Here is a 24487-nt window from a genome sequence, read left to right on the forward strand (position 1 = left end):
GGAGCGTTGCCGGGTGGCTCACCCTGCGCTTTCCAGTTTCTGGCCCTTCAGCAGGAACCAGGCCGCGACCGACGCCAGCAGCAGGACCGCCGCTCCCACGCCCGAGGCCAGGGCCAGGCCGTGGACGAAGGATTCGCGTGCCGCCGTCAGCAGGGCGTCCGCCGTGCGGGCCGGCAGGTGTGCCGATGCCTCGACCGCCGCGCCCAGCGACTCGTGGGCCGCGGCCGGGGTGCCCTTGGGGCCGGTGAAGTCACGGTAGACACCCGTCACGACGGAGCCCAGCAGGGCGATGCCGAGAGCCGCGCCCAGTTCGTACGCCGTCTCGGAGACCGCCGAGGCGGCGCCCGCCTGGTCCTTGGGGACGCTGGAGAGGATGACGTCCGCGGTGACCGTGAAGGAGAAGCCCGCGCCGATCCCCACGACCAGGAGGGCGGCGCCGAGAACCGGGTAACCGGTGGACTGGCCGAGCGCCGCCAGCGCTGCCAGGGCCAGGCCGACGGCCGCCAGACCGCCCGAGACCACCGCCCGCACCGAGAAGCGGCGAGCCGCGCGGCCCGCGACCAGACCGGCCGCCACCGCACCGACCGCGGCGGGCAGTTCGGCCAGGCCCGCCTCGAACGGGCGCCTGCCCTGGACGAGTTGCAGGTACTGGGAGAGGAAGAAGACCAGCCCCGACATGCCGAGCACGGTCAGCAGGTCGGCGAGGACCGCCCCGCTGAAGCCGCGACGCCGGAACAGGCGCATGTCCAGCAGCGGGGCCGGCATGGTGAGCTGGCGGTGCACGAAGCCGTGGAGCGCGGCGGCGCCCAGCAGGCCGGCGGCGAGCGTGGGCCAGGTGAAGCCGTGGGTCGCCGCCTCCTTGACGGCGTACACGATGCCGATCACACCGACCAGCGACAGGAGGACGCTGCTCAGGTCCCAGGGACCGGGGTCGGGATTGCGGGACTCGGGCAGGGTGCGGATGCCGACCAGGACGAGGACGGCCATCACGGGCAGGTTGATGAGGAAGACCGAGCCCCACCAGAAGTGTTCGAGGAGGAAGCCGCCGGTGATCGGGCCGACGGCCGTGCCGGCGGAGGCGGTCGCGCCCCAGATGCCGACGGCGAGGCTGCGCTCGCGCGGGTCGTGGAAGATGTTGCGGATCAGGGCGAGGGTCGCGGGCATCAGCGTCGCACCCGCGACACCGAGCAGGGCCCGCGCCAGGATCATCAGTTCGGGAGTCGTCGCGTAGGCGTTCAGGACGGACAGCGCGCCGAACGCCGTGGCACCGCCGAGCAGGATCCGCTTGCGGCCGATGCGGTCGCCGAGGCTGCCCATGGAGACGAGCAGGCCGGCGATGACGAAGGAGTAGACGTCACCGATCCAGAGGAGCTGGGTGCCGGAGGGAGCCAGGTCTTCGCTGATGTACGGGGTTGCCAGACCGAGGACGGTGGCGTCGACGGCCACCAGCAGCACGGCCAGGACGAGGACGGAGAGCGCGAGCCAGCGGCCCGGGCGCTTCACCGCCTCCGTCGCCTTCGCCGGCTGCAGGGTGCTGGTCATGATTCCTCTCTTCGTTGTGCATGGGTACGTCGGGCGCCGCCGAGCAGCAGCTCGACGATCATGTAGGTGAAGTCCTTGGCGGCCACCCGGCCCTCCGCCACCGCCCAGGCGCCGGAGGCCAGCAGGCCGTAGAGCGCCTCGGTGAGCCAGGCCGGGGTGAGGTCGATGCGGAACTCGCCGCTCTCCTGACCGCGCCGGAACAGGGCCGTGAGGCGTTCGTCGATGCGGGCCCAGCCCTGGTTCTGTTCCTCGCCCTCGAAGAGCTGGTTCTCGGTGTAGAGGAAGGCCAGGAGGCCGGCCGAGGGCTCGATGGCCTGGATCAGCCGGTGGACGGCCTGGCCCGCCGGGCCCTCGTCCAGGCGGGCCGCTCCCAGGGCCGCCTCGCACTCCTCGATGCCGAGCGCCTCCAGCGCCCGGACGAGCGCGTCGCGCCCGGCGAAGTGGCGGTGCAGCGTGGCCCGGCTGATCCCGGCGGCCTTGGCGACCTCGTCCATGGTCGCGGTGGATTTACGGGTCAGTAGGGCGGCGGCGCTGCGCAGCACCTGGTCACGATCGAGGGCCATGAGACAAGGATAGCCCATGTGAGACATTCATGTCTCACCTTAGGCATGAGTGACTCTCCACTGCTGGTCGGAGCGGGTGATCGTCAGTGCCAGGGCAGCTGTCCGCGCCGCTCCCAGTAGGCGTGCGGGTCCTCGGCGAGCGCGGCGAGACGCGTCATCTGGTCCGCGTCGAGGTCGACGGCGGGGGCGTGGAGGTTGGAGGCGAGCTGGGTGACGGTCGCGGCGCCGGAGAGCACGACACCCACCCAGGGCCGGCGCAGGATCCAGGCGAGGGCCACGGCGTCACAGCCGAGTGAGGCCTCCTCGGCGACCCTCTTCAGCGCCTCGGGTGCGTGCGGCTCCGCCAGCCGGCCATTGGCCATGCCCTCCTTGACGATCACGGTGAGCCCGGCGTCGTGCGCCTCGGCCAGTGCGGGGGCCGCCGACGTCTCCAGCACGTTGTACGTCGACTGGACCGTACGGAAGAGGGGCTCGCCGTCGACGGTCACGGCGAGCGCGGCGCGGACGGCGTCGGCCTGGTCGGGGCCGCTGGTGGAGAAGCCGACGGTCAGGCCCTGGGCGGCGGCCTCGGCGAGCCGGGCGTGCAGGTCCTTGTCGGTGAGGGCGGGGCTGTCCGGGGTCACCGAGTGGATCTGGTAGAGGTCGAGCCGGTCGCCGAGCAGTGCGTCGGTCTCGGCGCGCTGCCGCTCGTACGTGGCGAGGCTGTGGTCCTTGACCTCGTGCTGTTCGGCGTCGGTGGACCAGCCGGCGGTGTAGGTGTAGCCCCATTTGCTGCCGACGACCACGTCGTCGATGCCGGGGCGGGCGTTCAGCCAGTCGGCGAGGAACTCCTCCGAACGGCCGTAGGAGCGGGCCACGTCGAAGTAGCGCACGCCCTGGGCGTAGGCGGCGTCGAGGAGTTCGTGGGTACGGGTGCGCAGGGCGTCCACGGTGCGCTCGGCCGGGAGGTCGTCCTCCCGGCCGAGGTTGATGTAGCCCGGACGGCCGACGGCGGCGAGACCGAGGCCGAGGTGCGCGGTGGGCGTGGTCGCGGCGGCCAGGCGGCTGAACGGCATGGGGGCTCCCTGCACGATCGGCTGAGGATCTCCAATGTACCCAGCCGCGGGCGGTTCAGCCCGTGCTGACGCAGCGCGGCACGAAGGCGGGGTCGGCCGGCCCCTTCCGCCCCAGGGCGTTGAGGACCCACTGCTCGACCAGCGGGGACTTGGGCGCCTGGTCGTGCTCGGTGGTGTCGAGCGGGCAGCGGTCCTGGAGCAGCACGTTGGTCACGTAGGAGGCGGAGCCGTTGAGGAAGGCACTGGTGTACGGCACCACGACCTCGTCGTACTTGGTGGCGATCGCCGTGTAGTCCGGGCCGACCGGCGTCTCCGGGTCGGAGTTGAGCTTCTTCAGGAAGTCCGAGCCGGCGGTCTGGTCGACGCAGGAGGGGCAGACGGTGGCACCGGCCGCGAGGGCGAGCGGGTTGGTGGTGCCGTGGTTGGAGGGGACGATGCCGACCAGGTCGTCCACCTTGGTCGCGCCGCCGAGGAACTTCACGTAGTAGCGGGGCATCATGCCGCCCTGGCTGTGGCCGACGATGTCGACCTTCCTGGCGCCGGTCGCACCGAGCACGGCGTCCACGAAGTCGCGCAGCTCGGCGGCCGAGTCCGGGATCGGGGCGGTCTCCAGGTCGCCGTAGTCGAAGGAGAAGACGCAGTATCCGGCGCTGACGAGGTCGGGCGAGAGGGTCAGCCAGTTCTCGTACGAGGTCTTGAAGGTGCCGTTGACCAGGACCACGGGCTGCGGATGGGCCGAGTCCGGCTTGCAGGACCAGTTGTTGGCGCCGGGTGGCGGGGTGTCGGCGGCGCTCGCGGAGGTCGTGAGGCCGAGGGCGCAGAGCGCGGCCGCCGCGGTGACGGCGAGGAGGCGGGCTGTCCGTCGTGTACGTCTGGCGCGCATGACGTCCCTTTCATGCTCGACATTGATCGACCGGTGTTCGGCATTGCCGACCGGTAAGCGGAATAGTTACCTCCGCGTATCCCGGCGTCAAGGTTTCGGCCACTGGCCGAATCTCATCTGTTACCCGAGCCGTGATCCGGCCCGCTGCCGGGTCTGTGACCCGAGCGGCCCCGGGCAGCACGAAGGGCCCGGACGAGATGTCCGGGCCCTTCGTTTTCTCGTACGGCTTCTCAGGCGTGCTTGGCCGTGGCCCACGCGTGCTGGGCGGCCACGTCCGCCTTGACCTCCGCCAGCTGTACGGCGACCGCGCTCGGGGCCGTGCCGCCCCGGCCGTTGCGGGAGGCGAGGGCGCCCGGGACGTTGAGGACGGTCCGCACCTCGGGAGTGAGGTGGGCGGAGATCTTCGCGAACTGTTCGTCCGTGAGGTCGTCCAGTTCCTTGCCCTCGGCCTCGGCGACCTTCACGCACTCGCCGGCGACCTCGTGCGCCACGCGGAACGGCACACCCTGCTTGACCAGCCACTCGGCGATGTCGGTGGCGAGCGAGAAGCCGGCCGGGGCAAGCTCCTCCATGCGGTCGCGGTGCACGGTGAGCGTCGCCGTCATCCCGGTGAACGCCGGGAGCAGGATCTCCAGCTGGTCGACGGAGTCGAAGACCGGCTCCTTGTCCTCCTGGAGGTCGCGGTTGTAGGCGAGGGGCAGGGCCTTGAGGGTCGCGAGGAGACCGGTGAGATTGCCGATCAGACGGCCGGACTTGCCGCGTGCCAGCTCGGCGATGTCCGGGTTCTTCTTCTGCGGCATGATCGACGAGCCCGTGGAGAACGCGTCGTGCAGGGTCACGAAGGAGAACTCCTTCGTGTTCCAGATGATGATCTCCTCGGCGATCCGGGAGAGGTTCACGCCGATCATCGCGGTGATGAAGAGGAACTCGGCGACGTAGTCACGGGAGGCCGTGCCGTCGATGGAGTTGCCGACGCTGCCGTGTTCGAAGCCGAGGTCCTGCGCCACCGCCTCCGGGTCCAGGCCGAGGGAGGAGCCGGCGAGGGCTCCGGAGCCGTACGGGGAGACCGCCGTACGCTCGTCCCACTGGCGCAGGCGCTCCGCGTCCCGGGACAGGGACTGGACGTGGGCCAGGACGTGGTGGGCGAACAGGACCGGCTGGGCGTGCTGGAGGTGGGTGCGGCCGGGCATCGCGACGTCGGGGTGGGCCTCGGCGAGGCCGATCAGGGCGTCCTGGAGGTCGGCGATCAGGCCGCCGATGATGCGGGCGTGGTCCCGCAGGTACATGCGGAAGAGGGTCGTCACCTGGTCGTTGCGGGAGCGGCCCGCGCGCAGCTTGCCGCCGAGGTCGGGGCCGAGGCGCTCCAGCAGGCCCCGTTCCAGGGCCGTGTGGCAGTCCTCGTCCGCCATCGTGCCCACGAACGAGCCGTCGGCCACGTCGGCTTCGAGCTGGTCGAGGCCGGCGATCATCCGGTTCAGCTCGTCGTCCGTGAGGAGCCCGGCCTTGTGCAGCACGCGCGCGTGGGCACGCGAGCCGGCGATGTCGTACGGCGCGAGCCGCCAGTCGAAGTGGACGGACGCGGACAGCTTCGCCAGGGCCTCGGCGGGACCGTCGGCGAAACGGGCGCCCCAGAGCCGTACGTCACCGCTGTTGCTGCTCACTTGCGCTGCTCCTAGAGAAAGTGGTGGATGTGGGGACCGTGCTCACGCGAGGTCTCGCCTGGCGGCGATCTTCGACGACAGGCTGTAGATGTCGATGAAGCCCTTGGCGGCGGCCTGGTCGAAGGTGTCGCCGGTGTCGTAGGTGGCGAGGTCGAAGTCGTACAGGGACGACTCGGAGCGGCGGCCGGTGACGACCGCGCGGCCGCCGTGCAGGGTCATCCGGATGTCGCCGCAGACGTGCCGGTTGGCCTCCTCGATGAACCCGTCGAGGGCACGCTTGAGCGGGGAGAACCACTGGCCGTCGTAGACCAGTTCGCCCCAGCGCTGCTCGACCTGCCGCTTGTAGCGGGCGAGTTCGCGCTCGACGGTGACGTTCTCCAGCTCCTGGTGGGCGGTGATCAGGGCGATCGCGCCAGGAGCCTCGTACACCTCGCGGGACTTGATGCCGACGAGGCGGTCCTCGACCATGTCGATCCGGCCGATGCCCTGGGCGCCGGCGCGGTCGTTGAGCTGCTGGATCGCCTGCAGGACGGTGACGGGCCTGCCGTCGACGGCGACCGGGACGCCCTCCTCGAAGGTGAGGATCACCTCGTCGGGCTCCCGGGGCGCCGCCGGGTCGGCGGTGTACTCGTAGATGTCCTCGACGGGGGCGTTCCAGATGTCCTCCAGGAAGCCCGTCTCGACGGCGCGTCCGAAGACGTTCTGGTCGATGGAGTACGGCGACTTCTTGGTGGTGGCGATCGGGAGCTGCTCGGCCTCGCAGAAGGCGATCGCCCTGTCCCGGGTCATGGCGTAGTCGCGGACCGGGGCGATGCACTTCAGGTCGGGGGCGAGGGCGGCGATGCCGGCCTCGAAGCGGACCTGGTCGTTGCCCTTGCCGGTGCAGCCGTGGGCGACGGTCGTGGCGCCGTGCTTCTTCGCGGCGGCGACCAGGTGCTTGACGATCGCGGGCCGGGACAGGGCCGAGACCAGCGGGTAGCGGTCCATGTAGAGGGCGTTGGCCTTGATCGCCGGGAGGCAGTACTCGTCGGCGAACTCGTCCCTGGCGTCGGCGACCTCCGCCTCGACGGCACCGCAGGCGAGGGCGCGCTTGCGGATGACGTCCAGGTCCTCGCCGCCCTGGCCGACATCCACCGCGACGGCGATGACCTCGGCGCCCGTCTCCTCGGCGATCCAGCCGATGGCGACGGAGGTGTCCAGGCCGCCCGAATAGGCGAGTACGACGCGCTCGGTCACGGGTCTCTCCTCACACTGCATCTGCCGTCGTGCATGAGTATGCAGAGGTCTGCATGATTCGTCAATTCTCGGGACCGTTGAACGAGGGCAACCGCTTTCCCGTAATCACCGGCAGACGCAGGCGCCGCGTCGGTCACCGCTGAACCCACTCCTGACCCAAGTGAGGCATCCGCATGTCCAGGGCTCTTCCGAAGTACCACAAGCGTCGCGTGGCGATCATCGGCGGCACCGCCGCCGTGGCACTCACCGGCGCGGTGATCGCAGGCTCCGCCCTCGCCGGAACGCCCGACCGGAGCGGCGCCACCGCGAACGCCCGCACCCTCGCGAGCCCCGGCACGATCACCTGCCCGGACGTCGCCTCCAGGCTCCCCGCCGTCCCCGCCGCCGCCAAGGCCGAGGTCGACCGCAATCTCACCCTGCTGCAGACGCAGATCCAGGAAGCCGACAAGCGTTTGCAGACCACCGTCGGCCAGGGCGGACCCAACTTCGTCAACAACGCCATCCTCGGCCCCCTCAAGGACAAACGCGCCTCCACCATCGACCGCATCACCATCGCCATCGGCCGCACCACCACCAAGCCGACAGGACTCGACTCCCTGGCCGCCTGCGCCCTGAATGCGCGCGGCAGCGCGGCGGCCGGTACCGCCGCACCGAGCACGGCCGCCTCCCAGCAGACGGGAACCGTCGGGAAGCCCGGAGGGAACACCGGAGCCGGCACGATCACCTGCCCGGACGTCGCCTCCAGGCTCCCCGCCGTCCCCGCCGCCGCCAAGGCCGAGGTCGACCGCAATCTCACCCTGCTGCAGACCCAGATCCAGGAAGCCGACAAGCGTTTGCAGACCACCGTCGGCCAGGGCGGACCCAACTTCGTCAACAACGCCATCCTCGGCCCCCTCAAGGACAAACGCGCCTCCACCATCGACCGCATCACCATCGCCATCGGCCGCACCACCACCAAGCCGACAGGACTCGACTCCCTGGCCGCCTGCACGCTGTCCCGGTGAGGCGACAGGCAGCCGTGGCCGCCCCGGTCTGCGCCGGCCGGGGCAGTGGGCCTTTCGCGGAATTCCTTAGACAAGCGAAGGAGTTGCGCCAATAATCGTTAGCCATGGGAAAGACCTATGAGCGCATCGACGGCAGGCTCCGGACGTTCATCGAGGAGCAGCCCCTCTTCTTCACCGCGACCGCCCCACTGTCCGGCGACGGCACGGTCAACCTCTCCCCCAAGGGCCTCAGGGGCTCCTTCGCGGTCCTCGACGGACTGACCGTGGCCTACCTGGACTTCGCCGGGTCCAACGCGGAGACCATCGCGCACCTCAGGGAGAACGGCCGGATCACCCTGATGTGGTGCGCCTTCCAGGGCCCGCCGAACATCGTGCGCGTGCACGGCCGGGGCGAGCCCGTCTTCCGGGACGACCCTCGCTTCAAAGAGCTGCTCGCCCACTTCCCGGACATCGACCCGACCCCGCACGGACTGCGCGCGATCATCGTCGTACACGCGGAGCTGGTCCGGGACACCTGCGGGTACGCCGTCCCCCGCCTGGCGTACGAGGGCGACCGCGACCTGCACGAGAAGCGTTTCGCACGGGAGGACGACGTCACGCTGGGCGCGTACTTCGAGAAGAAGGAGCATGTCGCGAAGAGCCTGGACGGACTACCCGGGCTGCCGTTGCCGCTTCCGCCGTCTACCGTCTGAGCCATGCGCCCCGGTGTCGTACTGGCCCTCGTGTCCGCGTCCTCGCTCGCCCTGCTCGGCTCCGCCCCGGGCACCGGCTCCGAGTCGCTGCCCGCGCGGATGACGGACACCGGCGGCGGCAGCCAGCTGATCATCGCGCAGGCGGACAGCGCCGCCGCCACCACGGGCACGCTCAGCTGGTGGGACCTGAAGGGCGGGCATTGGGTGCAGGCCGGTACGGCACCGGCGCGGTTCGGGGCGAACGGGCTCGTCGACGGCGGCTCACGCGTGCAGGGCACGGACACCACGCCGACCGGTCTGTACGCCCTTCCGTTCGGCTTCGGGATCAAGGCGGCGCCGAGCGGGACGAGCGTCGAGTACCGGGCGGTGAAGGAGAGCTCCTGGTGGTGCCAGGACAATGACTCGGCGTCGTACAACCGGTGGGTGGATCCGCTGCCGGGCGACTGCCGGGCGTCCGAGTCGGAGCACCTGATCTCCTACACGACGCAGTATGCGTACGGACTCGTCATCGGGTTCAACTACGACCAGCCGGTACGGGGGCGTGGCGCGGGCATCTTCCTGCATGTCAACGGGCGGGGGGCAACGGCTGGTTGTGTGTCGGTGCCGGAAGACGCGATGCGGCGGATTCTGCAGTGGGCCGAGCCCGGGAAGGACCCGCACATGGCCATCGGGACGGCGGACGGGGTGACATCTCTCACCCGGTACTGAACTCGCCGTACGCCCGCGCGGCAAAGCCGCATGTCGACAAAGCCTCGCGCCCTCAGGCCGGCAGGCTGACCCGGAATGTCGTGGAGCCCGGGGTGCTCGCCAAGTCCACACTGCCGCCGTGCGCCTCCGCCACCGCCGCCACGATCGACAGGCCCAGGCCCGTGCCGCCGCCGGGGGCGTCCGCTCGGCGGCGGTGTTCTGCTCGGGTGAAGCGTTCGAAGACGTCGGGCTGGATGCCCTCGGGGACACCGGGGCCGTCGTCGTGGACGGAGAAGAGGGCCGCGTCGGTGGTGGTCTCCAGGGTGACCGTGACCTTGGTGCCGACAGGCGTGTGCAAACGCGCGTTGGCCAACAGGTTGGCCAGCACTTGGTGCAGTCGGTGGGCGTCTCCCGTCACCGTCACCGGTTCCTCCGGGAGGTCCAGGGTCCAGCGGTGCTCAGGGCCGGCGGCGCGGGCGTCCGTGACCGCGTCCAGGACGAGGCGGGTCAGGTCGACCGGGCGGCGTTCCAGCGGGCGGCCGGCGTCGAGGCGGGCCAGCAGGAGCAGATCGTCGACCATCTCGCCCATGCGGGCGGACTCGGCCGTGATGCGCCGCAGGGCGCGGGTCACCTCCGGTGGTACCGGGCCCGGATGGAGGAGGGCCAGTTCGGCGTGGCCGCGGACCGAGGCGACCGGGGTGCGCAGCTCGTGGCTGGCGTCGGCGGCGAAGCGGCGCAGCCGTTCCTCGCTCGCGTGCCGCTTGGTCAGCGCGTCCTCGACATGGCCGAGCATGCGGTTGAAGGCCCCGGCGACCCGGCCGACCTCGCTGTCCGGGTCGGCGTCCGGAGCGCGCGCCGGCAGCGCCACCTCGCCGCTGGCCAGCGGAAGCTCACTGACCCGGGTGGCGGTGGCGGCGACCCGGCTGAGCGGGCGCAGGGACCAGCGGACCCAGAGGGCGCCGGCCACGCCGGTCATCACGAGCGCGAGGCCGAAGACGACCCCGGCGACCAGTTCCAGGCGGTGGACCGTGGCCTGGACCGGCTCCAGCGGCAGGCCGACGATCAGCACGTCCCCGTCCCGTCCGGCGCAGGCGACGACCCGGTAGTCGTCCAGGGCGGAGAGCTCGACGGTGTGGGGCCGGCCGTCGACCGGTACCCGGGCCAGGCGTGCGCTGTCCTGTGCCGTCAGGTCGACGTTCAGGTCGGCGGACGGGTCGCCGCCCCGGATGAGGCCCTTGTTGGTGACCGTGCCGTTCAGCAGACGCGCGCCGAAGGTGCCGGTCGCCATCCGACGGGTGTCGCCGTGTTCGTCCCCGTCATGGTCGTCGGGATGGTCGTCGGGCAGCCTGCCGCCGCGTTCCAGGCTCTCCGGGAACCGGGTGCCGACCTGGGTGAGCTGCTCGTCCAGGCGCTGGGTGAGGAAGCCGTTCAGCTCGACGACCGCCGCCAGGCCCACGGCCGCGCAGCTCACCGCCAGCAGTACCACCAGGCCGAAGGTCAGCCGGGCGCGCAGGGTCCGCAGGCGGGGCAGGCGCAGGTGTCGCACGGCCCTCACTTGGCCACCGGCTTCAGGACATAGCCCGCTCCGCGCACCGTGTGGATCATGGGATCGCGGCCCGCGTCGACCTTCTTGCGCAGGTAGGAGATGTACAGCTCCACGACGTGGGCGCGGCCCCCGAAGTCGTACGACCACACCCGGTCGAGTATCTGCGCCTTGCTGAGCACACGGCGCGGGTTGCGCATGAGGAAGCGGAGGAGTTCGAACTCCGTGGGCGAGAGTTCGATCAGTTCCGCGGCCCGCGTGACCTCGCGGGCCTCCTCGTCCATCACCAGGTCGCCCACGATCAGCCGCGGCCCCTCCTCCTGCTGCCGGGCCATGCCCGCCCGGCGCAGCAGACCGCGCAGCCGGGCGACGACCTCTTCCAGGCTGAAGGGCTTGGTGACGTAGTCGTCGCCGCCCGCGGTGATGCCCGCGATCCGGTCCTCGACCGCGTCCCGTGCCGTGAGGAAGAGGACACAGACGTCCGGCTTGACCTCGTGCAGGCGGCGCAGTACGGCGAAGCCGTCGGTGTCCGGGAGCAGCACGTCCAGGACGACCGCGTCGGGCAGCAGTTCGCGGGCGGTGGTCAGGGCCGAGGCGCCGTCGCCGGCCGCGCGGACCTCCCAGCCCTCGTAGCGCAGGGCGCCGGTGAGCACCTCCGCGAGGTCGGGGTCGTCGTCGACGACGAGGACGCGCAGCGGGGTGCCGTCGGGTCGGGTGAGGGCCGGGCGGCCGGAACGGGTGGTGTTCATCGCGCTTACCAGCATCACCCAGGTGGCCGAGTGGGACGTACCGCCTGTCCTCTGAGTTTTCTCTGAGTGCGGGCGACGATCAAGAGCGGCAGGCTCACGGACGTGACGGCCGTGCAGTACCCGCACGACAACCCCCGCGACCAGGAGATCAACAGCTACGCACTCCCGCAGCTGCGGCGTGCGGCGCTGGCCGCACAGAGCGCGCAGATCGACGCCGTGTCGGGAGCGACGTACACCAGTGACGGATACCGACGGTCACTCCGGTCCGCGCTGGACTCGGCCGGACTGTGAGGCGGGGGCCTCTGAACACCCAGCGCATGCGGCACGTATCTCTGGGCCAAGGGTCAAGTCCCCACGGAGGAACCGTGACCACCACGCTCGCAGGCGGACGTGCCGCCCGCCGCCAGACGATGCGCCGCATCCGCCCGCGCCGCTCCCCGGCCGTCCCGCTGCTGCTCGCCGTCTGGGCGGGCGCGGCGGTCGTGCTGTGGCTCTGGTGGCACAACACACCGGCCGTCGCCGACGACAACAGCAGGATCCTCAACGCGGGCCGGATCACCGGCCTGTTGGCCGGCTATCTGATGGCGCTGGTCGTGCTGCAGATGGCGCGCGTGCCGGCGCTGGAGCGGCGGGTCGGTTCCGACCGGGTGGCCCGCTGGCACGCGATGAGCGGCCGCTACACGCTCTGTCTGATCGTGGCGCATGTGTTCCTCACCATGTGGGGGTACGCGCTGCAGGCGGGCAAGTCGCTCGGCGACATCGTGCAGCAGACCGTCGACTCCATCAACCAGCTGCCGGACATGGGCAAGGCGGCCATCGGCACCGGCCTGTTCGTGCTCATCGGGCTGACGTCGATCGGCGGGATCCGCCGCCGGATGCCGTACGACACCTGGTACCACGTCCACCTGATGACGTACGCGGCGGTGTTCCTGACGTTCTGGCACCAGATCACCACCGGCAACGACTTCGCGGTCGAGCCCGCCGCCAAGACCTTCTGGTACGGGCTGTATGGCACGGTCACCGCGCTGGTGGTCTGGTACCGCATCCTCACCCCGATCCGGCTGAACCTCCGGCACCGGATGCGGGTGGAGGCGGTCATCGAGGAGACGCCGGGCATCGTGTCGGTGCTGATCGGCGGACGGAGGCTGCACCGGATGGGCGCGGAGGCGGGGCAGTTCTTCCGCTGGCGCTTCCTCGCCCCCGGGATGCGGTTCAGCTCGCACCCCTACTCGCTGTCGGCGGCGCCCCGCCCGGACATGCTGCGGATCACGGTGAAGGCGATCGGCGACCACAGCGAGCGGCTGCGGGAACTGACGCCCGGCACCCGGGTGTGGGCGGAGGGCCCGTACGGCGCGATGACCGCGCAGCGCCGCAGCCGGGGCAAGGTGCTGCTGGTCGCGGGCGGGGTCGGTATCACGCCGATGCGGGCGCTGTTCGAGACGCTGCCCGGCGCGGCCGGTGACATCACCCTGCTCTACCGGGCCAACAGCACCCAGGACCTGGCGCTGTGGGACGAGCTGGCGAAGATCGCCGACGAGCGGGGCGCCCGGCTGATGTACGCGGTGAACAGCCCCGAGGGCGAGCGGCCGGACATCTCCGCGGAGAACCTCCAGCGGAAGATCCCGGACATCGACCGGCACGACGTGTTCATGTGCGGTCCGGCCGGGTTCGCGCAGTCGGTGTACGAGGCACTGCGCGGCGCGGGGGTCCCCGCCCGCCGCATCCACCACGAGTCGTTCGAGATGTGAGCAGGAGCTGCGAAGCGATGAGGAAGAGCCACCCGATCCGGCGGGTCGTCCTGGCCACGGCCGCCACCGTGTCCGGTGTCGTGCTGCTGCTGTCGCTGAAGCCGGCGTCCGATCCGGCCTCGGCGTCGGCGGTGGGCGCGGCGCCGCCGCAGGGCGCGGCGGCCCAGCAGTCACCGCAGGGCGGCAGCCAGGCCTCCGCCGGCTCCGGCACGGTGACCGGTGACGCGGCGCAGACGCAGTACGGGACCGTGCAGGTACGGCTGACCGTCTCCGGCGGCAAGGTCACCAGGGCGGAGGCGGTACAGGCACCCAAGGGCGGCCTCAGCGACCAGAAGACCGCCCTGGCCGTGCCCAGGCTCAACCAGGAGGCCGTCGCGGCGCAGAGCGCGCAGATCGACTCGGTGTCGGGGGCGACGTACACGAGCGCGGGGTACAAGAAGTCGCTGCAGTCGGCGCTGGACAAGGTGAAGTCGGCGCCGGCGTCGAACGCCGGATCCTCGGGGACCGCGCAGGCGCGCACCGTCACCGGGAAGGTCGCGCAGACCCAGTACGGTCCCGTCCAGGTACGCGTCACCGTCGCCGGCGGCAAGGTCACCAAGGCGGAGGCGGTACAGGCACCCAAGGGCGGCCTCAGCGACCAGAAGACCGCCCTGGCGGTGCCGAAGCTCAACCAGGAGGCGGTGGCGGCCGGGAACGCGGACATCGACGCCGTCTCCGGCGCCACCTACACCAGCACCGGCTACAAGCAGTCGCTGCAGTCCGCGCTGGACCAGGCCGGTGACTGACACGGTGGCCGAGCCTGCCGAGGCTCCCGCCGCGGTGCGTCATGCGGAGGAGGTCATGGGGACCGTCTTCTCCTTCGACGTCCGCGGCGGGGATCCGCGTGCGGTGCGCGAGGCGCTGGCGGAAGCGGTCGCCGGGCTGCACCGGGCGGACGCGGTCTTCAGCACCTATCGGGAGGACAGCGAGATCTCGCGGCTGGCCCGGGGCGAGCTGACCGTGGCGGAGTGCGTGCCGGAGGTGGCCGAGGTGCTGGACCTGGCGGCCGAGGCGGAACGGGCGAGCGAGGGCTGGTTCAGCCCCCGGTACCGGGGCGCGCTGGATCCCACCGGGATCGTCAAGGGCTGGGCGGCGGAACGGGCCGCGCGGCTGCTGGCTCAGGTGGCCGGGGTGCGCGGGGTCAGTGTGAACGGGGGCGGGGACGTCCAGATGCTGGGCTCGCCGGCGCCGCACCGGCCGTGGCGTGTGGGTGTGGCGGACCCGTTGCGCCCGGGCGGGCTGGCGGCGGTGATCTCGGCGGCGGGAGCGGACGAACTGTCGGTGGCGACGTCCGGCACGGCCGAGCGGGGCGCGCACATCATGGACCCGCGGACGGGCAGGCCGGCGGTCACGGACCTGGTGGCGGTGACGGTGGTGGGACCGCGGCTGACCTGGGTGGACTGCTGGGCGACGGCGGCGTTCGCGATGGGGGCGCGGGCGGGACTGGCATGGCTGGAGTCGCTGCCGGACGTGGAAGCGCTGCTGATCACGGCCGGGGACGAGGTGCGGTGCACCGGGGGGCTGGCCGCTCGAATGGGTTGAAAATGGAATTTTTTCTGAAAACAGCCATCCGATGTCCGCCGTGACACGTATCTCCTGTGCAGCAAGTTTCGGGAGGAACGTAATGGCTATCTTCAGCAGTCTCATGCCGGCCATGCGCCGGGGCCACGGCGACGACTCGTCGGGCCACGACTCCTCGGGGCACGGTCACGACCACGGTCACGGACACGACCACGGCCACGGACACGACCACGGCCACGGACACGGCCACGGCGACCACGGTCACGGCCACGGCGACCACGGTCACGGCGGCCACGGCGGCTACTGATCACCAACCAGGGCTGAGCGGACCGGGAACCGGAGGACCCGGTCCGCTTCGCCGGTCCCCGAGGAACGCATCCCATGGCGCATCCGCTGCGGCGTCTGCTGGCGGTGGGCGAGGGCTCCGACGCCGTCGTCGCGGCCGCGCCCACCGTCTCACCGCGTGAGGTGTTCCGGCGGTTCTGGCCCTACACGCGCGGGGGCCGCCGCTGGCTCGTTCCCCTGCTTCTGTTCAGCCTGTTCGGCCCGGCCGTCGACGCCGGGGAGATCTGGCTGTTCAAGTCCGTCGTGGACGGCGTGCTCGTCCCCCGCGACCTGCGGCCCCTGGAGTGGATCGCCCCCGCCTATCTGGGGCTCATCCTCTGCTCCGGGGTACTGGGGTTCGCCGACGACGTGACGTCCACCTGGGTCGGCGAGCGCTTCCTGCTCTCGCTGCGCTCCGCCGTGTTCCGGCACGTCCAGGGACTGTCGCTCGGCTTCTTCGAGCGCCGGCGGCTCGGGGACGTGCTGTCCCGTGTCACGGGGGACGTCGACGCGGTCGAGACGTTCCTGCTCTCCGGGGTGGCGGACGCCCTCTACTACGTCATCTGCCTGGGCGTCTATCTGGGCCTGCTGTTCTACCTGCGGTGGGACCTGACCCTGCTCGCCCTCGCCGTCGTACCGCTGTTCTGGGCCGCCGCCCGGCACTTCTCACGGCTGGTCAAGACGGCGTCGCGGGAGCGCAGGCGCCGCAGCGGCTCACTCAGCGCGGTCGCCGAGGAGGCGCTCGGCAACGTCGCCCTGGTGCAGGCGTACAACCGGCAGGACTGGGAGACGCGCCGGTTCGACCGGGAGGGCATGGGCAGGTTCCGGGCGGCGATGGCCTCGGCCCGGATCCGGGCCGTGTACGCGCCCGTCGTCGAGATCATCGAGGTGACCGGCGGCCTGGCCGTGATGGGTCTCGGCACCTGGAAGCTGGCCCAGGGGCAGCTGACGCTGGGCGGACTGCTGGTCTTCCTGGCGCTGATCGGCAAGCTGTACGGCCCCGTACACGGGCTGTCCCGGCTCGGCACCAGCCTCTACTCCGCCTCCGCCTCCGCCGCGGCCGAACGGATCATCGAGCTGCTGGACCAGCAACCGCAGGTGGCCGATCCGCCGACCGCCCGGCGGATCGGCCGGGCGCGGGGCGAGGTGTCCTTCGACGGCGTCTGGTTCCGCTATCCCGGCACCTCCTCGTGGGCGCTGTCGGACGTCTCCTTCCAGGTGGCCCCCGGGGAGACCCTGGCGCTGGTCGGGGCGAGCGGAGCCGGCAAGTCCACGGTCGCCAAGCTCCAGTTGCGCTTCTACGACCCCGACCGGGGCGCGGTCCTGCTCGACGGAACCGACCTGCGGGAGCTGAGCCCGACCGCCGTACGGGAGAACGTCGCGGTGGTGCTCCAGGAGACGCTGGTCTTCCACGGCACCGTGCAGGAGAACATCGCCTACGGCCGGCCCGGGGCGAGTGAGGCGGACATCGTCGCGGCGGCGCGTGCCGCCGACGCCCATGAGTTCATCGAGCGGCTCCCGGAGGGCTACGACACGCTGGTCGGCCAGCGCGGCCGGACGCTGTCCGGCGGGCAGTGCCAGCGGCTGGCGATCGCCCGCGCGATGATCAGGGACGCGCCGGTGCTGCTGCTGGACGAGCCGACCACGGGGCTCGACGCCCGGTCCGGCCGGCGGATCATGGACCCGCTGCGCCGGCTGATGGCCGGGCGGACCACCGTCGTCATCTCCCACAACCTGCTGACCGTCCGCGACGCCACGCGGATCGTGGTGCTCGACCACGGCCGGGTCGTGGAGCACGGCGCCCATGCCGATCTGCTCCGGGTCGGGGGGACGTACGCCCGGCTGCACCGTCTCAGTGGGGGCGCGGTGCTGTCATGAGCGGTCCCGAGCCCCTCGCACCCGGCACCAGGCCGGCACCGGGATACGAGATCCTGGCGCAGCTGGCGCGCACCGGCTGGCAGGACGTCTACGACGCCTGGAGCGAGGAACGGGCCTGCCGCTGTGTGCTGAAGGTGGTACGGCCGGACCGGCGGAACGAGGCGCAGCTGGGCGAGCGGCTGCTGCGGGAGGGCCGGTGGCTGCGGGAGTTCAGCCATCCCCATCTGGTCCGGGGGTACGACGTCTTCACGTCACCCGAGCCGCTCGTCGTCCTGGAGACACTGACCGGTGAGACGCTGTCCCACCTCGTGCACCGGTTGCGGCGCCGGCCCGGCGCGGCGGACGTGGCGCTGCTCGGTGGGCAGCTGTGTTCCGCGGTCCACTATCTGCACGGCCGGGGCCTGCTGCACCTGGACCTCAAGCCGGCCAACGTGGTGGTGGAGCGCGGTCATGCGAAGGTGCTGGACCTGAGCGTCGCGCGGCCGCCCGGACCGGCGCCCGCGGGCCTGGGCACCCGCTGCTACCTGGCTCCGGAGCAGGCCCGCGGGGGGCCGCTCACGGCCGCCGCCGACGTGTGGGGCGTCGGCGTCACGCTGTTCGAGGCCGCGTGCGGTCAGGGGCCGTTCGACCAGACCGGGGCCGGGTCCGGGGGCAGGGGTGTCGGGGAGGGCGACGTCACCGGCGGCCCGGAGGACCGGTATCCGCAGACGGAGGGGGCCGCCCCGCCGATCGCCTCCCGGCGGCGGCTGCCACCCGCGCTCGCCGCCGCCGTCGACGCCTGCCTGCTGATCGACCCGGCGAGCCGGCCCACGGTCGCCGAACTCGCCGCCGCCCTGGCAGCGACACTGCCCCCGGCGCACCGTCCGTGGGCCGGACGGGCGGTGTGTCAGGTGTCCTCCGGCTCGACCACCTGGCCCTTCTCCAGATGAGCCGTGGCGAGGACGGTGCCGTCCGGGGACGTCAGCCGGGCGCGGAGGACGGCCGACAGGTCGCCGGGGGTCCCCACGCCCCAGTCGCCGCGGCCGCCGCGCACGGAGAAACTCCCGATGTGGACCATGCTGCCGTCCGCTCGCTCGAGAAGACAGGTGACCGTTCCGCTGTAGGAGCTGCGGCGCCCGGCGAGATCGACGGACATGAAGACCCAGGCGTGGCTGCCTGGGTGGGCGTAGAACTCGCCGACCGGCCGGCCGCTGGCCGCGATCATGTCGCCCATGAGCATGGGCTCGGACGCGGGGGCGGGCGCGCTCACCGTGACCTCCTGGAGGGCGGTGCCGACCGCCCAGCCGGCGAACCCGACGGCGACGGCGAGCGTGGTGGCGACCGCCGCGAGCCGCAGCCTGGCCCGGCGGGCACGGCCACGGAAGCTCCGGGGCGCACGGCCGCCCGCGCGCGCGGGCCCGCCACCCTCCTGCGCCGTCGCCTGCTGGGCCAGACTGCGCGCCACCCGGGCCTCGAAACCGGGGGGCGGGTCCCCGTCCGGCAGCAGGCCGATCAGCCGGTCGCCGACCAGGGTCAGCTGCCGGATGTGCTCCCGGCAGTCCGCGCACCTGTCCAGATGGGCGACCGCCTCGGCCCGCTCGCTGCCGCACAGCACGCCCAGCGCGAGCTCGGCGCCGATCTCCCGCAGCTTCTCGCAGTTCGGGTCACTGGACATGGTCGCCTCGCTGCGGAGACGCGAGGGTGGTGCGCAGTTTGGCCATCGCGGCCCTGACCCGCGTCTTGGCGGTGCCCAGCGGGATCCCCTCCCGCTCGGCGATCTGCTGGGCCGTCAGTCCGTAGATGCCCGCCATCACCAGGGCCCGGGCCTGCTCCCGTGGCAGCCGGGCCACGGCGGCCCGCAGCTGGGAGGAGGCTTCGTCGGCCAGGGCCCACTGCTCGGGGGTCGCGGTGACGACATCGAGGAGGGCGTCGAGGTCCTCGGACGCCATCGGCTCGGTCCGCCGTGCGCGGACGGCGTCGACGGCCAGGTTGTGCGCGATCGTCGTCAGCCAGGTGGCGACCGAGCCGCGGCGCGAGTCGTAGATCTGAGCATGACGCCAGGCCCGCTCGAACGTCAGCTGGGCGACGTCCTGGGCGAGTTGCTGGTCGCGGGTGACCGCCATGGCGACTCCGTAGACCCGGTGCTGGAACCTCCGTACGAAAGTGTCCGCGAGTTCCGGATCACCGGTGGCCAGCCCGGACAGCAGAGCCTCGTCCGGGAGGCGGCTCACGGGGAACCGGAATCCCGACACACCTCTGTATACGGTCGAGGGCCGCCACGGGATTGCCGGCCCGCCTGCCCGCCCGCCGCGGAAGATCACATCCCCATTCTGCGCCGACCTGCAGGCCGCCGCATGTGGGGTCAGTGACCGTTCTGCGCCAGCCGCAGCAGATGGTCCGCGAGTGCCTGCCCCCCGCTGGGGTCCCGGCTGATCAGCAGCAGTGTGTCGTCACCGGCGATCGTGCCCAGGATGTCGTGCAGCTCCGCCTGGTCGATGGCCGAGGCCAGGAACTGGGCCGCCCCCGGCGGGGTGCGCAGGACCACGAGGTTGGCGGAGGCCTCCGCGGAGATCAGCAGCTCCTGGGACAGCCGCCGCATCCGCTCCTCCTTCGCCGACTCCCCCAGCGGCGCGCGCGGGGTGCGGAAGCCGCCCTCGCTGGGCACGGCGTAGATCAGCTCGCCGTCGGTGTTGCGGATCTTCACCGCGTTCAGCTCGTCGAGGTCGCGGGAGAGCGTCGCCTGGGTGACGCTCAGCCCGTCGTCGGCGAGCAGCTTCGCCAGCTGGCTCTGCGACCGCACCGGCTGCCGGTTGAGGATGTCCACGATCCGGCGGTGCCGCGCGGTACGGGTCTGCGGCACGGCGGGCCCGGCACCCGCCGCCTGCTCGTGGTCCTGCGCCTGGCTCATCGTCGTCCTATTCTGCGGATCGTCCGTCCCCATCCACTGGGTTCGCTGCGTCGAGGATTCCGGGCAGCGCCTGGAGGAAGGCACCCACCTCGGCGTCGGAGATGTTCAGCGGCGGCATGAGCCGTACGACGTCGGGGGCGGGCGCGTTCACCAGGAACCCGGCCTCCTGGGCCGCCTGCTGCACCTGCTGCGCGCGCGGCCCGGTGAGCACGATACCCAGGAGCAGGCCGGCACCCCGCACATAATCGATCAACGGGTGGCCCAGTCCCTCGATTCCCTCACGCAGCTTCTCGCTCTGCCGCTTGACGTTCTCCAGCAGTCCCTCGTCGGCGATGGTGTCGAGGACGGCGAGTCCGGCGGCGCAGGCGACCGGGTTGCCACCGAACGTCGTGCCGTGGTGGCCGGGCCCGAGCAGTTCGGCGGCCCGGCCGAAGGCCACGGTGGCACCGAGCGGCAGCCCGCCGCCGAGCTGCTTGGCGAGGGTGACGACATCGGGCAGCACGCCCTCGTGGGCCTGGTACTCGAACCAGGTGCCGGTGCGGCCGATGCCGGTCTGCACCTCGTCCAGGACCAGCAGGGCACCCGTGGCGGCGGTGATGGCGCGGGCGGCCTTCAGATAGCCGGCCGGCGGCACCACGACCCCGTTCTCGCCCTGGATCGGCTCGATGACGACCAGCGCCGTCTCCTCGGTGACCGCAGCGGCGAGCGCCTGGGCGTCGCCGTAGGGCACGTGGGTGACGTCGCCGGGCAGCGGCCGGAACGGGTCCTGCTTGGCGGGCTGGCCGGTGAGCGCGAGGGCGCCCATCGTACGGCCGTGGAAGCCGCCGGTGGTGGCGACCATGTGGGTGCGCCCGGTGAGCCGGCCGATCTTGAAGGCGGCCTCGTTGGCCTCGGCGCCGGAGTTGCAGAAGAAGACCCGGCCCTCCCGGCCGAAGAGCCGCAGCAGCCGTTCGGCGAGGGCGACCGTGGGCTCGGCCATGAAGAAGTTGGAGATGTGGCCGAGCTGCCCGATCTGCCGGCTGACGGCCTCGACGATCGCCGGGTGGGCATGGCCGAGGGCGTTGGTGGCGATGCCCCCGACGAAGTCGTGGTACTCCCGCCCCTCGGCGTCCCACACCTTCACGCCCTCGCCGCGCACGAGGGGCAGGCGCGGGGTGCCGTAGTTGTTCATGAGCGCGCCCTGCCAGCGCTCGGTCAGCTCCTGGTTGCTCATGACTCCCCCTGTCCGCCCGGAATGCCGTCGGGCACGACCATGGTTCCGATGCCTTCGTCGGTGAAGATCTCCAGCAGGATCGAGTGCTGGACCCGGCCGTCGATGACGCGGGCGGTGGTGACGCCGTTGCGCACGGCGTGCAGGCAGCCCTCCATCTTCGGCACCATGCCGGAGCTCAACTCCGGCAGCAGCTTCTCCAGTTGGGAAGCAGTGAGGCGGCTGATCACCTCGTCGGAGTTCGGCCAGTCCTCGTAGAGACCCTCGACGTCGGTGAGGACCATGAGGGTCTCGGCGCCCAGTGCCGCAGCGAGTGCCGCAGCCGCCGTATCGGCATTGACGTTGTAGACATGGTGGTCGTCCTCGGACCGGGCGATCGACGACACGACCGGGATGCGGCCGTCGGCGAGCAGCGCCTCGATCGCGCCGGTGTCGATCGCGGTGATCTCGCCGACGCGGCCGATGTCGACCAGTTCGCCGTCGATCTCGGGCTGGTGCTTGGTGGCGGTGATGGTGTGCGCGTCCTCGCCGGTCAGGCCGACGGCGAGCGGCCCGTGCTGGTTGAGCAGACCGACCAGCTCCCGCTGCACCTGCCCGGCGAGCACCATCCGTACGACGTCCATGGCGTCCTCGGTGGTGACGCGCAGGCCCGCCTTGAACTCGCTGACGATGCCGTGCCTGTCGAGGGCGGCGCTGATCTGCGGGCCGCCGCCGTGGACGACGACCGGCTTGAGGCCGGCGTGCCGCAGGAAGACGACGTCCTGGGCGAAGGCGGCCTTCAGCTCCTCGTTCACCATGGCGTTGCCGCCGAACTTGATGACGACGATCTTGCCGTGGTGCCGGGTCAGCCAGGGCAGCGCCTCGATGAGGATCTGGGCCTTGGGCAGGGCGGTGTGTTTCCGCGTCGTGGTCATGAGGAGTAGGCGCTGTTCTCGTGGACGTAGTCGGCGGTGAGGTCGTTGGTCCAGATGGTCGCGGTCTGGGTGCCCGCGGCCAGGTCGGCGACGATGTGCACCTCGCGGTAGCGCATGTCGACCTTCTCGCGGTCCTCGCCGACGCTGCCGTTCTTGCACACCCACACGCCGTTGATGGCCACGTTGAGCCGGTCCGGGTCGAAGGCGGCCTTCGTGGTGCCGATCGCGGAGAGCACCCGGCCCCAGTTGGGGTCCTCGCCGTGGATCGCGCACTTGAGGAGGTTGTTGCGGGCGATGGAGCGGCCCACCTCGACGGCGTCCTCCTCGCTCGCCGCGTTGACCACCTCGACCTTGATGTCCTTGCTGGCGCCCTCGGCGTCGCCGATGAGCTGCCGGCCGAGGTCGGCGCAGACCTGCCGTACGGCGTCGGCGAACTCCTCGTACCCGGGGGTGAGGCCGGAGGCGCCGGAGGCGAGCAGCAGCACGGTGTCGTTGGTGGACATGCAGCCGTCGGAGTCGACGCGGTCGAAGGTGACCTTGGTGGCGGCGCGCAGGGCCCGGTCCAGGGTCTCGCTGTCGAGGTCGGCGTCGGTGGTGAGGACGACGAGCATGGTGGCGAGGCCCGGGGCGAGCATGCCCGCGCCCTTCGCCATGCCGCCGACCGTCCAGCCGTCCTTCGTCACCACGGAGGTCTTGTGGACGGTGTCGGTGGTCTTGATGGCGATGGCGGCCTTCTCGCCGCCGTGCTCGGACAGCTGGGCGGCGGCCGTCTCGACGCCGGGCAGGAGCTTGTCCATGGGCAGCAGGACGCCGATGAGACCGGTGGAGCAGACGGCCACCTCGATGGCGCCCCGGCCGAGCACCTCGGCCACCTTCTCGGCGGTGGCATGGGTGTCCTGGAAGCCCTTGGGGCCCGTACAGGCGTTGGCGCCGCCCGAGTTGAGGACGACCGCCGAGACCTGGCCGCTCTTCAGGACCTGCTCGGACCACAGCACCGGCGCGGCCTTCACACGGTTGGAGGTGAAGACGCCCGCGGCGGCACGGCGCGGCCCGGTGTTGACCACGAGGGCCAGGTCGGGGTTGCCGTTCTCCTTGATCCCGGCGGCGATGCCCGCCGCCGTGAATCCCTTGGCTGCCGTGACGCTCACGGTGCGACTCCGATCGTGGAAAGCCCAGTGGTCTCGGGGAGACCCAGGGCGATGTTCATGCTCTGGACGGCACCGCCCGCGGTGCCCTTGGTCAGGTTGTCGATGGCGCTGATCGCGATGATGCGGCCCACGGACTCGTCGTACGCGACCTGCACCTGAACGGCGTTGGAACCGTAGACGGACGCCGTCGCGGGCCACTGGCCCTCGGGGAGCAGACGGACGAAGGGCTCGTCGGCGTAGGCCTTCTCGTAGGCGGCGCGGACGGAGTCCGCCGTCACGCCTGCGACAGCGGACGCGCTGCACGTGGCGAGGATCCCGCGCGGCATCGGCGCCAAGGTCGGCGTGAAGGACACCTTCACGGACTCGCCGGCGACCCCGCTGAGGTTCTGGATCATCTCGGGGGTGTGCCGGTGGCCGCCGCCGACGCCGTACGGCGCCATGGAGCCCATGACCTCGCTGCCGAGCAGATGCGGCTTGGGTGCCTTGCCCGCGCCGGAGGTGCCGGACGCGGCGACGATCACCGCCTCGGGCTCGGCGAGTTCGGCGGCGTAGGCCGGGAACAGGGCCAGGGAGACGGCGGTGGGGTAGCAACCGGGCACCGCGATGCGCTTGGACCCCTCCAGCGCGGCGCGGGCACCCGGAAGTTCGGGGAGGCCGTAGGGCCAGGTACCGGCGTGCTCGGAGCCGTAGAAGGCATCCCAGTCGGCCGGGTCCTTCAGCCGGAAGTCGGCGCCCATGTCGACCACGAGGACGTCCGGGCCGAGCTGCTCGGCGACGGCGGCGGACTGTCCGTGCGGCAGCGCGAGGAAGACCACCTCGTGCCCGGCGAGTGCCTCGGCCGTGGTCGGGGCGAGCACGCGGTCGGCCAGCGGCAGCAGATGCGGCTGGAGCGCGCCGAGCCGCTGGCCGGCGTTGGTGTTCCCGGTCAGGGCACCGATCTCGACCTCGGGGTGCGCGAGGAGCAGGCGCAGGAGTTCTCCGCCCGCGTATCCGCTCGCTCCGGCCACCGCCGCACGTACCGCCATGTCCATTCCTCCTCGTGATGGCATGACTATACGTAGCGCTGCACTTTTATGCAACGACTATGCGATCGGCCTGGGGAGCATCTGCGACGGAGATTTTTAGTTGGCACATGGAGAACGCTGGTTGGCAAATCTTGGTCCCGTCACGCTGTGTTGCGGGCAGTACCAGCGAAACGCCCCC

At 71.6% G+C, this 24487-nt stretch carries 24 protein-coding genes and 1 pseudogene; 10 read left to right on the forward strand and 15 right to left on the reverse strand.

The window, feature by feature from the left end:
- Positions 1-18 precede the first annotated feature (18 nt).
- From ACZ41I_RS23655 to ACZ41I_RS23680, 6 genes are all read right to left on the reverse strand, one after another.
- Positions 19-1542: an MFS transporter gene (locus ACZ41I_RS23655; protein ID WP_468514974.1), complete on the reverse strand. Its 1524-nt coding sequence runs from the start codon at positions 1540-1542 to the stop codon at positions 19-21.
- Complete coding sequence (locus ACZ41I_RS23660; protein WP_468514975.1) at positions 1539-2105, reverse strand: TetR/AcrR family transcriptional regulator; 567 nt, start codon at positions 2103-2105, stop codon at positions 1539-1541. Before ACZ41I_RS23660 ends, ACZ41I_RS23655 begins: the two co-directional genes overlap by 4 nt.
- Positions 2106-2188: 83 nt before the next feature.
- Entirely contained in the window at positions 2189-3160 is a 972-nt protein-coding gene (locus tag ACZ41I_RS23665) for an aldo/keto reductase (protein WP_363215947.1), read from the reverse strand.
- A 55-nt stretch (positions 3161-3215) separates the two neighbouring features.
- Positions 3216-4043, reverse strand: a complete 828-nt coding sequence (locus ACZ41I_RS23670; RefSeq protein ID WP_363215948.1) for an alpha/beta fold hydrolase — start codon at positions 4041-4043, stop codon at positions 3216-3218.
- A 230-nt stretch (positions 4044-4273) separates the two neighbouring features.
- The gene (gene argH / locus ACZ41I_RS23675) at positions 4274-5704 is read right to left on the reverse strand and encodes an argininosuccinate lyase (protein WP_468514976.1); all 1431 of its coding nucleotides are present in this window, start codon (positions 5702-5704) and stop codon (positions 4274-4276) included.
- Positions 5705-5746: 42 nt separating this feature from the next.
- Positions 5747-6940: an argininosuccinate synthase gene (locus tag ACZ41I_RS23680; protein WP_399771236.1), complete on the reverse strand. Its 1194-nt coding sequence runs from the start codon at positions 6938-6940 to the stop codon at positions 5747-5749.
- A gap of 173 nt (positions 6941-7113) precedes the next feature.
- Between ACZ41I_RS23680 and ACZ41I_RS23685 the strand changes: the two genes are divergently transcribed.
- From ACZ41I_RS23685 to ACZ41I_RS23695, 3 genes are all read left to right on the forward strand, one after another.
- Positions 7114-7944 (forward strand): hypothetical protein, encoded by an 831-nt coding sequence (locus ACZ41I_RS23685; protein ID WP_468514977.1) that lies wholly within the window; start codon positions 7114-7116, stop codon positions 7942-7944.
- Between the two features lie 104 nt (positions 7945-8048).
- The gene (locus ACZ41I_RS23690) at positions 8049-8636 is read left to right on the forward strand and encodes a pyridoxamine 5'-phosphate oxidase family protein (RefSeq protein ID WP_363215953.1); all 588 of its coding nucleotides are present in this window, start codon (positions 8049-8051) and stop codon (positions 8634-8636) included.
- A gap of 3 nt (positions 8637-8639) precedes the next feature.
- Positions 8640-9344, forward strand: coding sequence for a L,D-transpeptidase family protein (locus ACZ41I_RS23695; protein WP_468514978.1), 705 nt, complete (start codon positions 8640-8642; stop codon positions 9342-9344).
- Positions 9345-9396: 52 nt separating this feature from the next.
- On the opposite strand, the gene ACZ41I_RS23700 is transcribed toward ACZ41I_RS23695, so the two are convergent.
- A complete protein-coding gene (locus ACZ41I_RS23700) occupies positions 9397-10869 on the reverse strand; it encodes a sensor histidine kinase (RefSeq protein ID WP_468514979.1) in 1473 nt (490 codons plus the stop codon).
- Between the two features lie 5 nt (positions 10870-10874).
- A complete protein-coding gene (locus tag ACZ41I_RS23705) occupies positions 10875-11615 on the reverse strand; it encodes a response regulator transcription factor (RefSeq protein WP_399771229.1) in 741 nt (246 codons plus the stop codon).
- Between the two features lie 66 nt (positions 11616-11681).
- Between ACZ41I_RS23705 and ACZ41I_RS23710 the strand changes: the two are divergent.
- The 7 genes and pseudogenes from ACZ41I_RS23710 to ACZ41I_RS23740 all read left to right on the forward strand — a co-directional run.
- Positions 11682-11906, forward strand: a pseudogene (locus ACZ41I_RS23710) (FMN-binding protein); the annotation flags it as partial.
- 74 nt (positions 11907-11980) lie between these two features.
- Positions 11981-13363, forward strand: a complete 1383-nt coding sequence (locus tag ACZ41I_RS23715; protein ID WP_468514980.1) for a ferredoxin reductase family protein — start codon at positions 11981-11983, stop codon at positions 13361-13363.
- Positions 13364-13380: 17 nt separating this feature from the next.
- The gene (locus ACZ41I_RS23720; RefSeq protein WP_363215956.1) at positions 13381-14148 is read left to right on the forward strand and encodes an FMN-binding protein; all 768 of its coding nucleotides are present in this window, start codon (positions 13381-13383) and stop codon (positions 14146-14148) included.
- A 4-nt stretch (positions 14149-14152) separates the two neighbouring features.
- Entirely contained in the window at positions 14153-14944 is a 792-nt protein-coding gene (locus ACZ41I_RS23725) for an FAD:protein FMN transferase (RefSeq protein ID WP_399771577.1), read from the forward strand.
- Positions 14945-15026: 82 nt separating this feature from the next.
- Positions 15027-15230 (forward strand): hypothetical protein, encoded by a 204-nt coding sequence (locus ACZ41I_RS23730; protein WP_468514981.1) that lies wholly within the window; start codon positions 15027-15029, stop codon positions 15228-15230.
- 74 nt (positions 15231-15304) lie between these two features.
- Positions 15305-17125 (forward strand): ABC transporter ATP-binding protein, encoded by a 1821-nt coding sequence (locus ACZ41I_RS23735; protein ID WP_468514982.1) that lies wholly within the window; start codon positions 15305-15307, stop codon positions 17123-17125.
- A complete protein-coding gene (locus tag ACZ41I_RS23740) occupies positions 17122-18054 on the forward strand; it encodes a serine/threonine-protein kinase (RefSeq protein WP_468514983.1) in 933 nt (310 codons plus the stop codon). The genes ACZ41I_RS23735 and ACZ41I_RS23740 overlap by 4 nt, the downstream gene beginning before the upstream one ends.
- Here the strand turns inward: ACZ41I_RS23740 and ACZ41I_RS23745 are convergent.
- The 7 genes from ACZ41I_RS23745 to argC all read right to left on the reverse strand — a co-directional run bounded on the left by ACZ41I_RS23745 (position 18012) and on the right by argC (position 24309).
- A complete protein-coding gene (locus ACZ41I_RS23745) occupies positions 18012-18779 on the reverse strand; it encodes a hypothetical protein (RefSeq protein ID WP_468321293.1) in 768 nt (255 codons plus the stop codon). The two genes, ACZ41I_RS23740 and ACZ41I_RS23745, sit on opposite strands and share 43 nt — an antisense overlap.
- Entirely contained in the window at positions 18769-19356 is a 588-nt protein-coding gene (locus ACZ41I_RS23750; RefSeq protein WP_468514984.1) for an RNA polymerase sigma factor, read from the reverse strand. The genes ACZ41I_RS23745 and ACZ41I_RS23750 overlap by 11 nt, the downstream gene beginning before the upstream one ends.
- A 110-nt stretch (positions 19357-19466) precedes the next feature.
- Complete coding sequence (locus ACZ41I_RS23755; protein WP_055704023.1) at positions 19467-20012, reverse strand: arginine repressor; 546 nt, start codon at positions 20010-20012, stop codon at positions 19467-19469.
- A 7-nt stretch (positions 20013-20019) separates the two neighbouring features.
- A complete protein-coding gene (locus ACZ41I_RS23760) occupies positions 20020-21225 on the reverse strand; it encodes an acetylornithine transaminase (protein WP_468514985.1) in 1206 nt (401 codons plus the stop codon).
- A complete protein-coding gene (argB, locus tag ACZ41I_RS23765) occupies positions 21222-22136 on the reverse strand; it encodes an acetylglutamate kinase (protein ID WP_468321284.1) in 915 nt (304 codons plus the stop codon). The genes ACZ41I_RS23760 and argB overlap by 4 nt, the downstream gene beginning before the upstream one ends.
- Positions 22133-23284 carry a bifunctional glutamate N-acetyltransferase/amino-acid acetyltransferase ArgJ gene (gene argJ / locus ACZ41I_RS23770; protein ID WP_468514986.1) on the reverse strand — a complete coding sequence of 384 codons (1152 nt, stop codon included), beginning with the start codon at positions 23282-23284 and terminating at the stop codon, positions 22133-22135. The genes argB and argJ overlap by 4 nt, the downstream gene beginning before the upstream one ends.
- On the reverse strand, positions 23281-24309 hold the full coding sequence (gene argC, locus ACZ41I_RS23775; protein WP_468321281.1) for an N-acetyl-gamma-glutamyl-phosphate reductase: 1029 nt from the start codon (positions 24307-24309) through the stop codon (positions 23281-23283). The genes argJ and argC overlap by 4 nt, the downstream gene beginning before the upstream one ends.
- Positions 24310-24487: the final 178 nt, after the last annotated feature.

Source organism: Streptomyces sp. NPDC030799 (assembly GCF_055572255.1).

What these genes read in the sequence shown, in the direction of transcription:
- ACZ41I_RS23655 (WP_468514974.1), bottom strand. Translation starts at nt 1,542, where the DNA reads ATGACCAGCACCCTGCAGCCGGCGAAGGCGACGGAGGCGGTGAAGCGC.
- ACZ41I_RS23660 (WP_468514975.1), bottom strand. Translation starts at nt 2,105, where the DNA reads ATGGCCCTCGATCGTGACCAGGTGCTGCGCAGCGCCGCCGCCCTACTG.
- ACZ41I_RS23665 (WP_363215947.1), bottom strand. Translation starts at nt 3,160, where the DNA reads ATGCCGTTCAGCCGCCTGGCCGCCGCGACCACGCCCACCGCGCACCTC.
- ACZ41I_RS23670 (WP_363215948.1), bottom strand. Translation starts at nt 4,043, where the DNA reads ATGCGCGCCAGACGTACACGACGGACAGCCCGCCTCCTCGCCGTCACC.
- ACZ41I_RS23685 (WP_468514977.1), top strand. Translation starts at nt 7,114, where the DNA reads ATGTCCAGGGCTCTTCCGAAGTACCACAAGCGTCGCGTGGCGATCATC.
- ACZ41I_RS23690 (WP_363215953.1), top strand. Translation starts at nt 8,049, where the DNA reads ATGGGAAAGACCTATGAGCGCATCGACGGCAGGCTCCGGACGTTCATC.
- ACZ41I_RS23695 (WP_468514978.1), top strand. Translation starts at nt 8,640, where the DNA reads ATGCGCCCCGGTGTCGTACTGGCCCTCGTGTCCGCGTCCTCGCTCGCC.
- ACZ41I_RS23705 (WP_399771229.1), bottom strand. Translation starts at nt 11,615, where the DNA reads ATGAACACCACCCGTTCCGGCCGCCCGGCCCTCACCCGACCCGACGGC.
- ACZ41I_RS23720 (WP_363215956.1), top strand. Translation starts at nt 13,381, where the DNA reads ATGAGGAAGAGCCACCCGATCCGGCGGGTCGTCCTGGCCACGGCCGCC.
- ACZ41I_RS23730 (WP_468514981.1), top strand. Translation starts at nt 15,027, where the DNA reads ATGGCTATCTTCAGCAGTCTCATGCCGGCCATGCGCCGGGGCCACGGC.
- ACZ41I_RS23735 (WP_468514982.1), top strand. Translation starts at nt 15,305, where the DNA reads ATGGCGCATCCGCTGCGGCGTCTGCTGGCGGTGGGCGAGGGCTCCGAC.
- ACZ41I_RS23740 (WP_468514983.1), top strand. Translation starts at nt 17,122, where the DNA reads ATGAGCGGTCCCGAGCCCCTCGCACCCGGCACCAGGCCGGCACCGGGA.
- ACZ41I_RS23745 (WP_468321293.1), bottom strand. Translation starts at nt 18,779, where the DNA reads ATGTCCAGTGACCCGAACTGCGAGAAGCTGCGGGAGATCGGCGCCGAG.
- ACZ41I_RS23755 (WP_055704023.1), bottom strand. Translation starts at nt 20,012, where the DNA reads ATGAGCCAGGCGCAGGACCACGAGCAGGCGGCGGGTGCCGGGCCCGCC.
- ACZ41I_RS23760 (WP_468514985.1), bottom strand. Translation starts at nt 21,225, where the DNA reads ATGAGCAACCAGGAGCTGACCGAGCGCTGGCAGGGCGCGCTCATGAAC.
- argB (WP_468321284.1), bottom strand. Translation starts at nt 22,136, where the DNA reads ATGACCACGACGCGGAAACACACCGCCCTGCCCAAGGCCCAGATCCTC.
- argC (WP_468321281.1), bottom strand. Translation starts at nt 24,309, where the DNA reads ATGGCGGTACGTGCGGCGGTGGCCGGAGCGAGCGGATACGCGGGCGGA.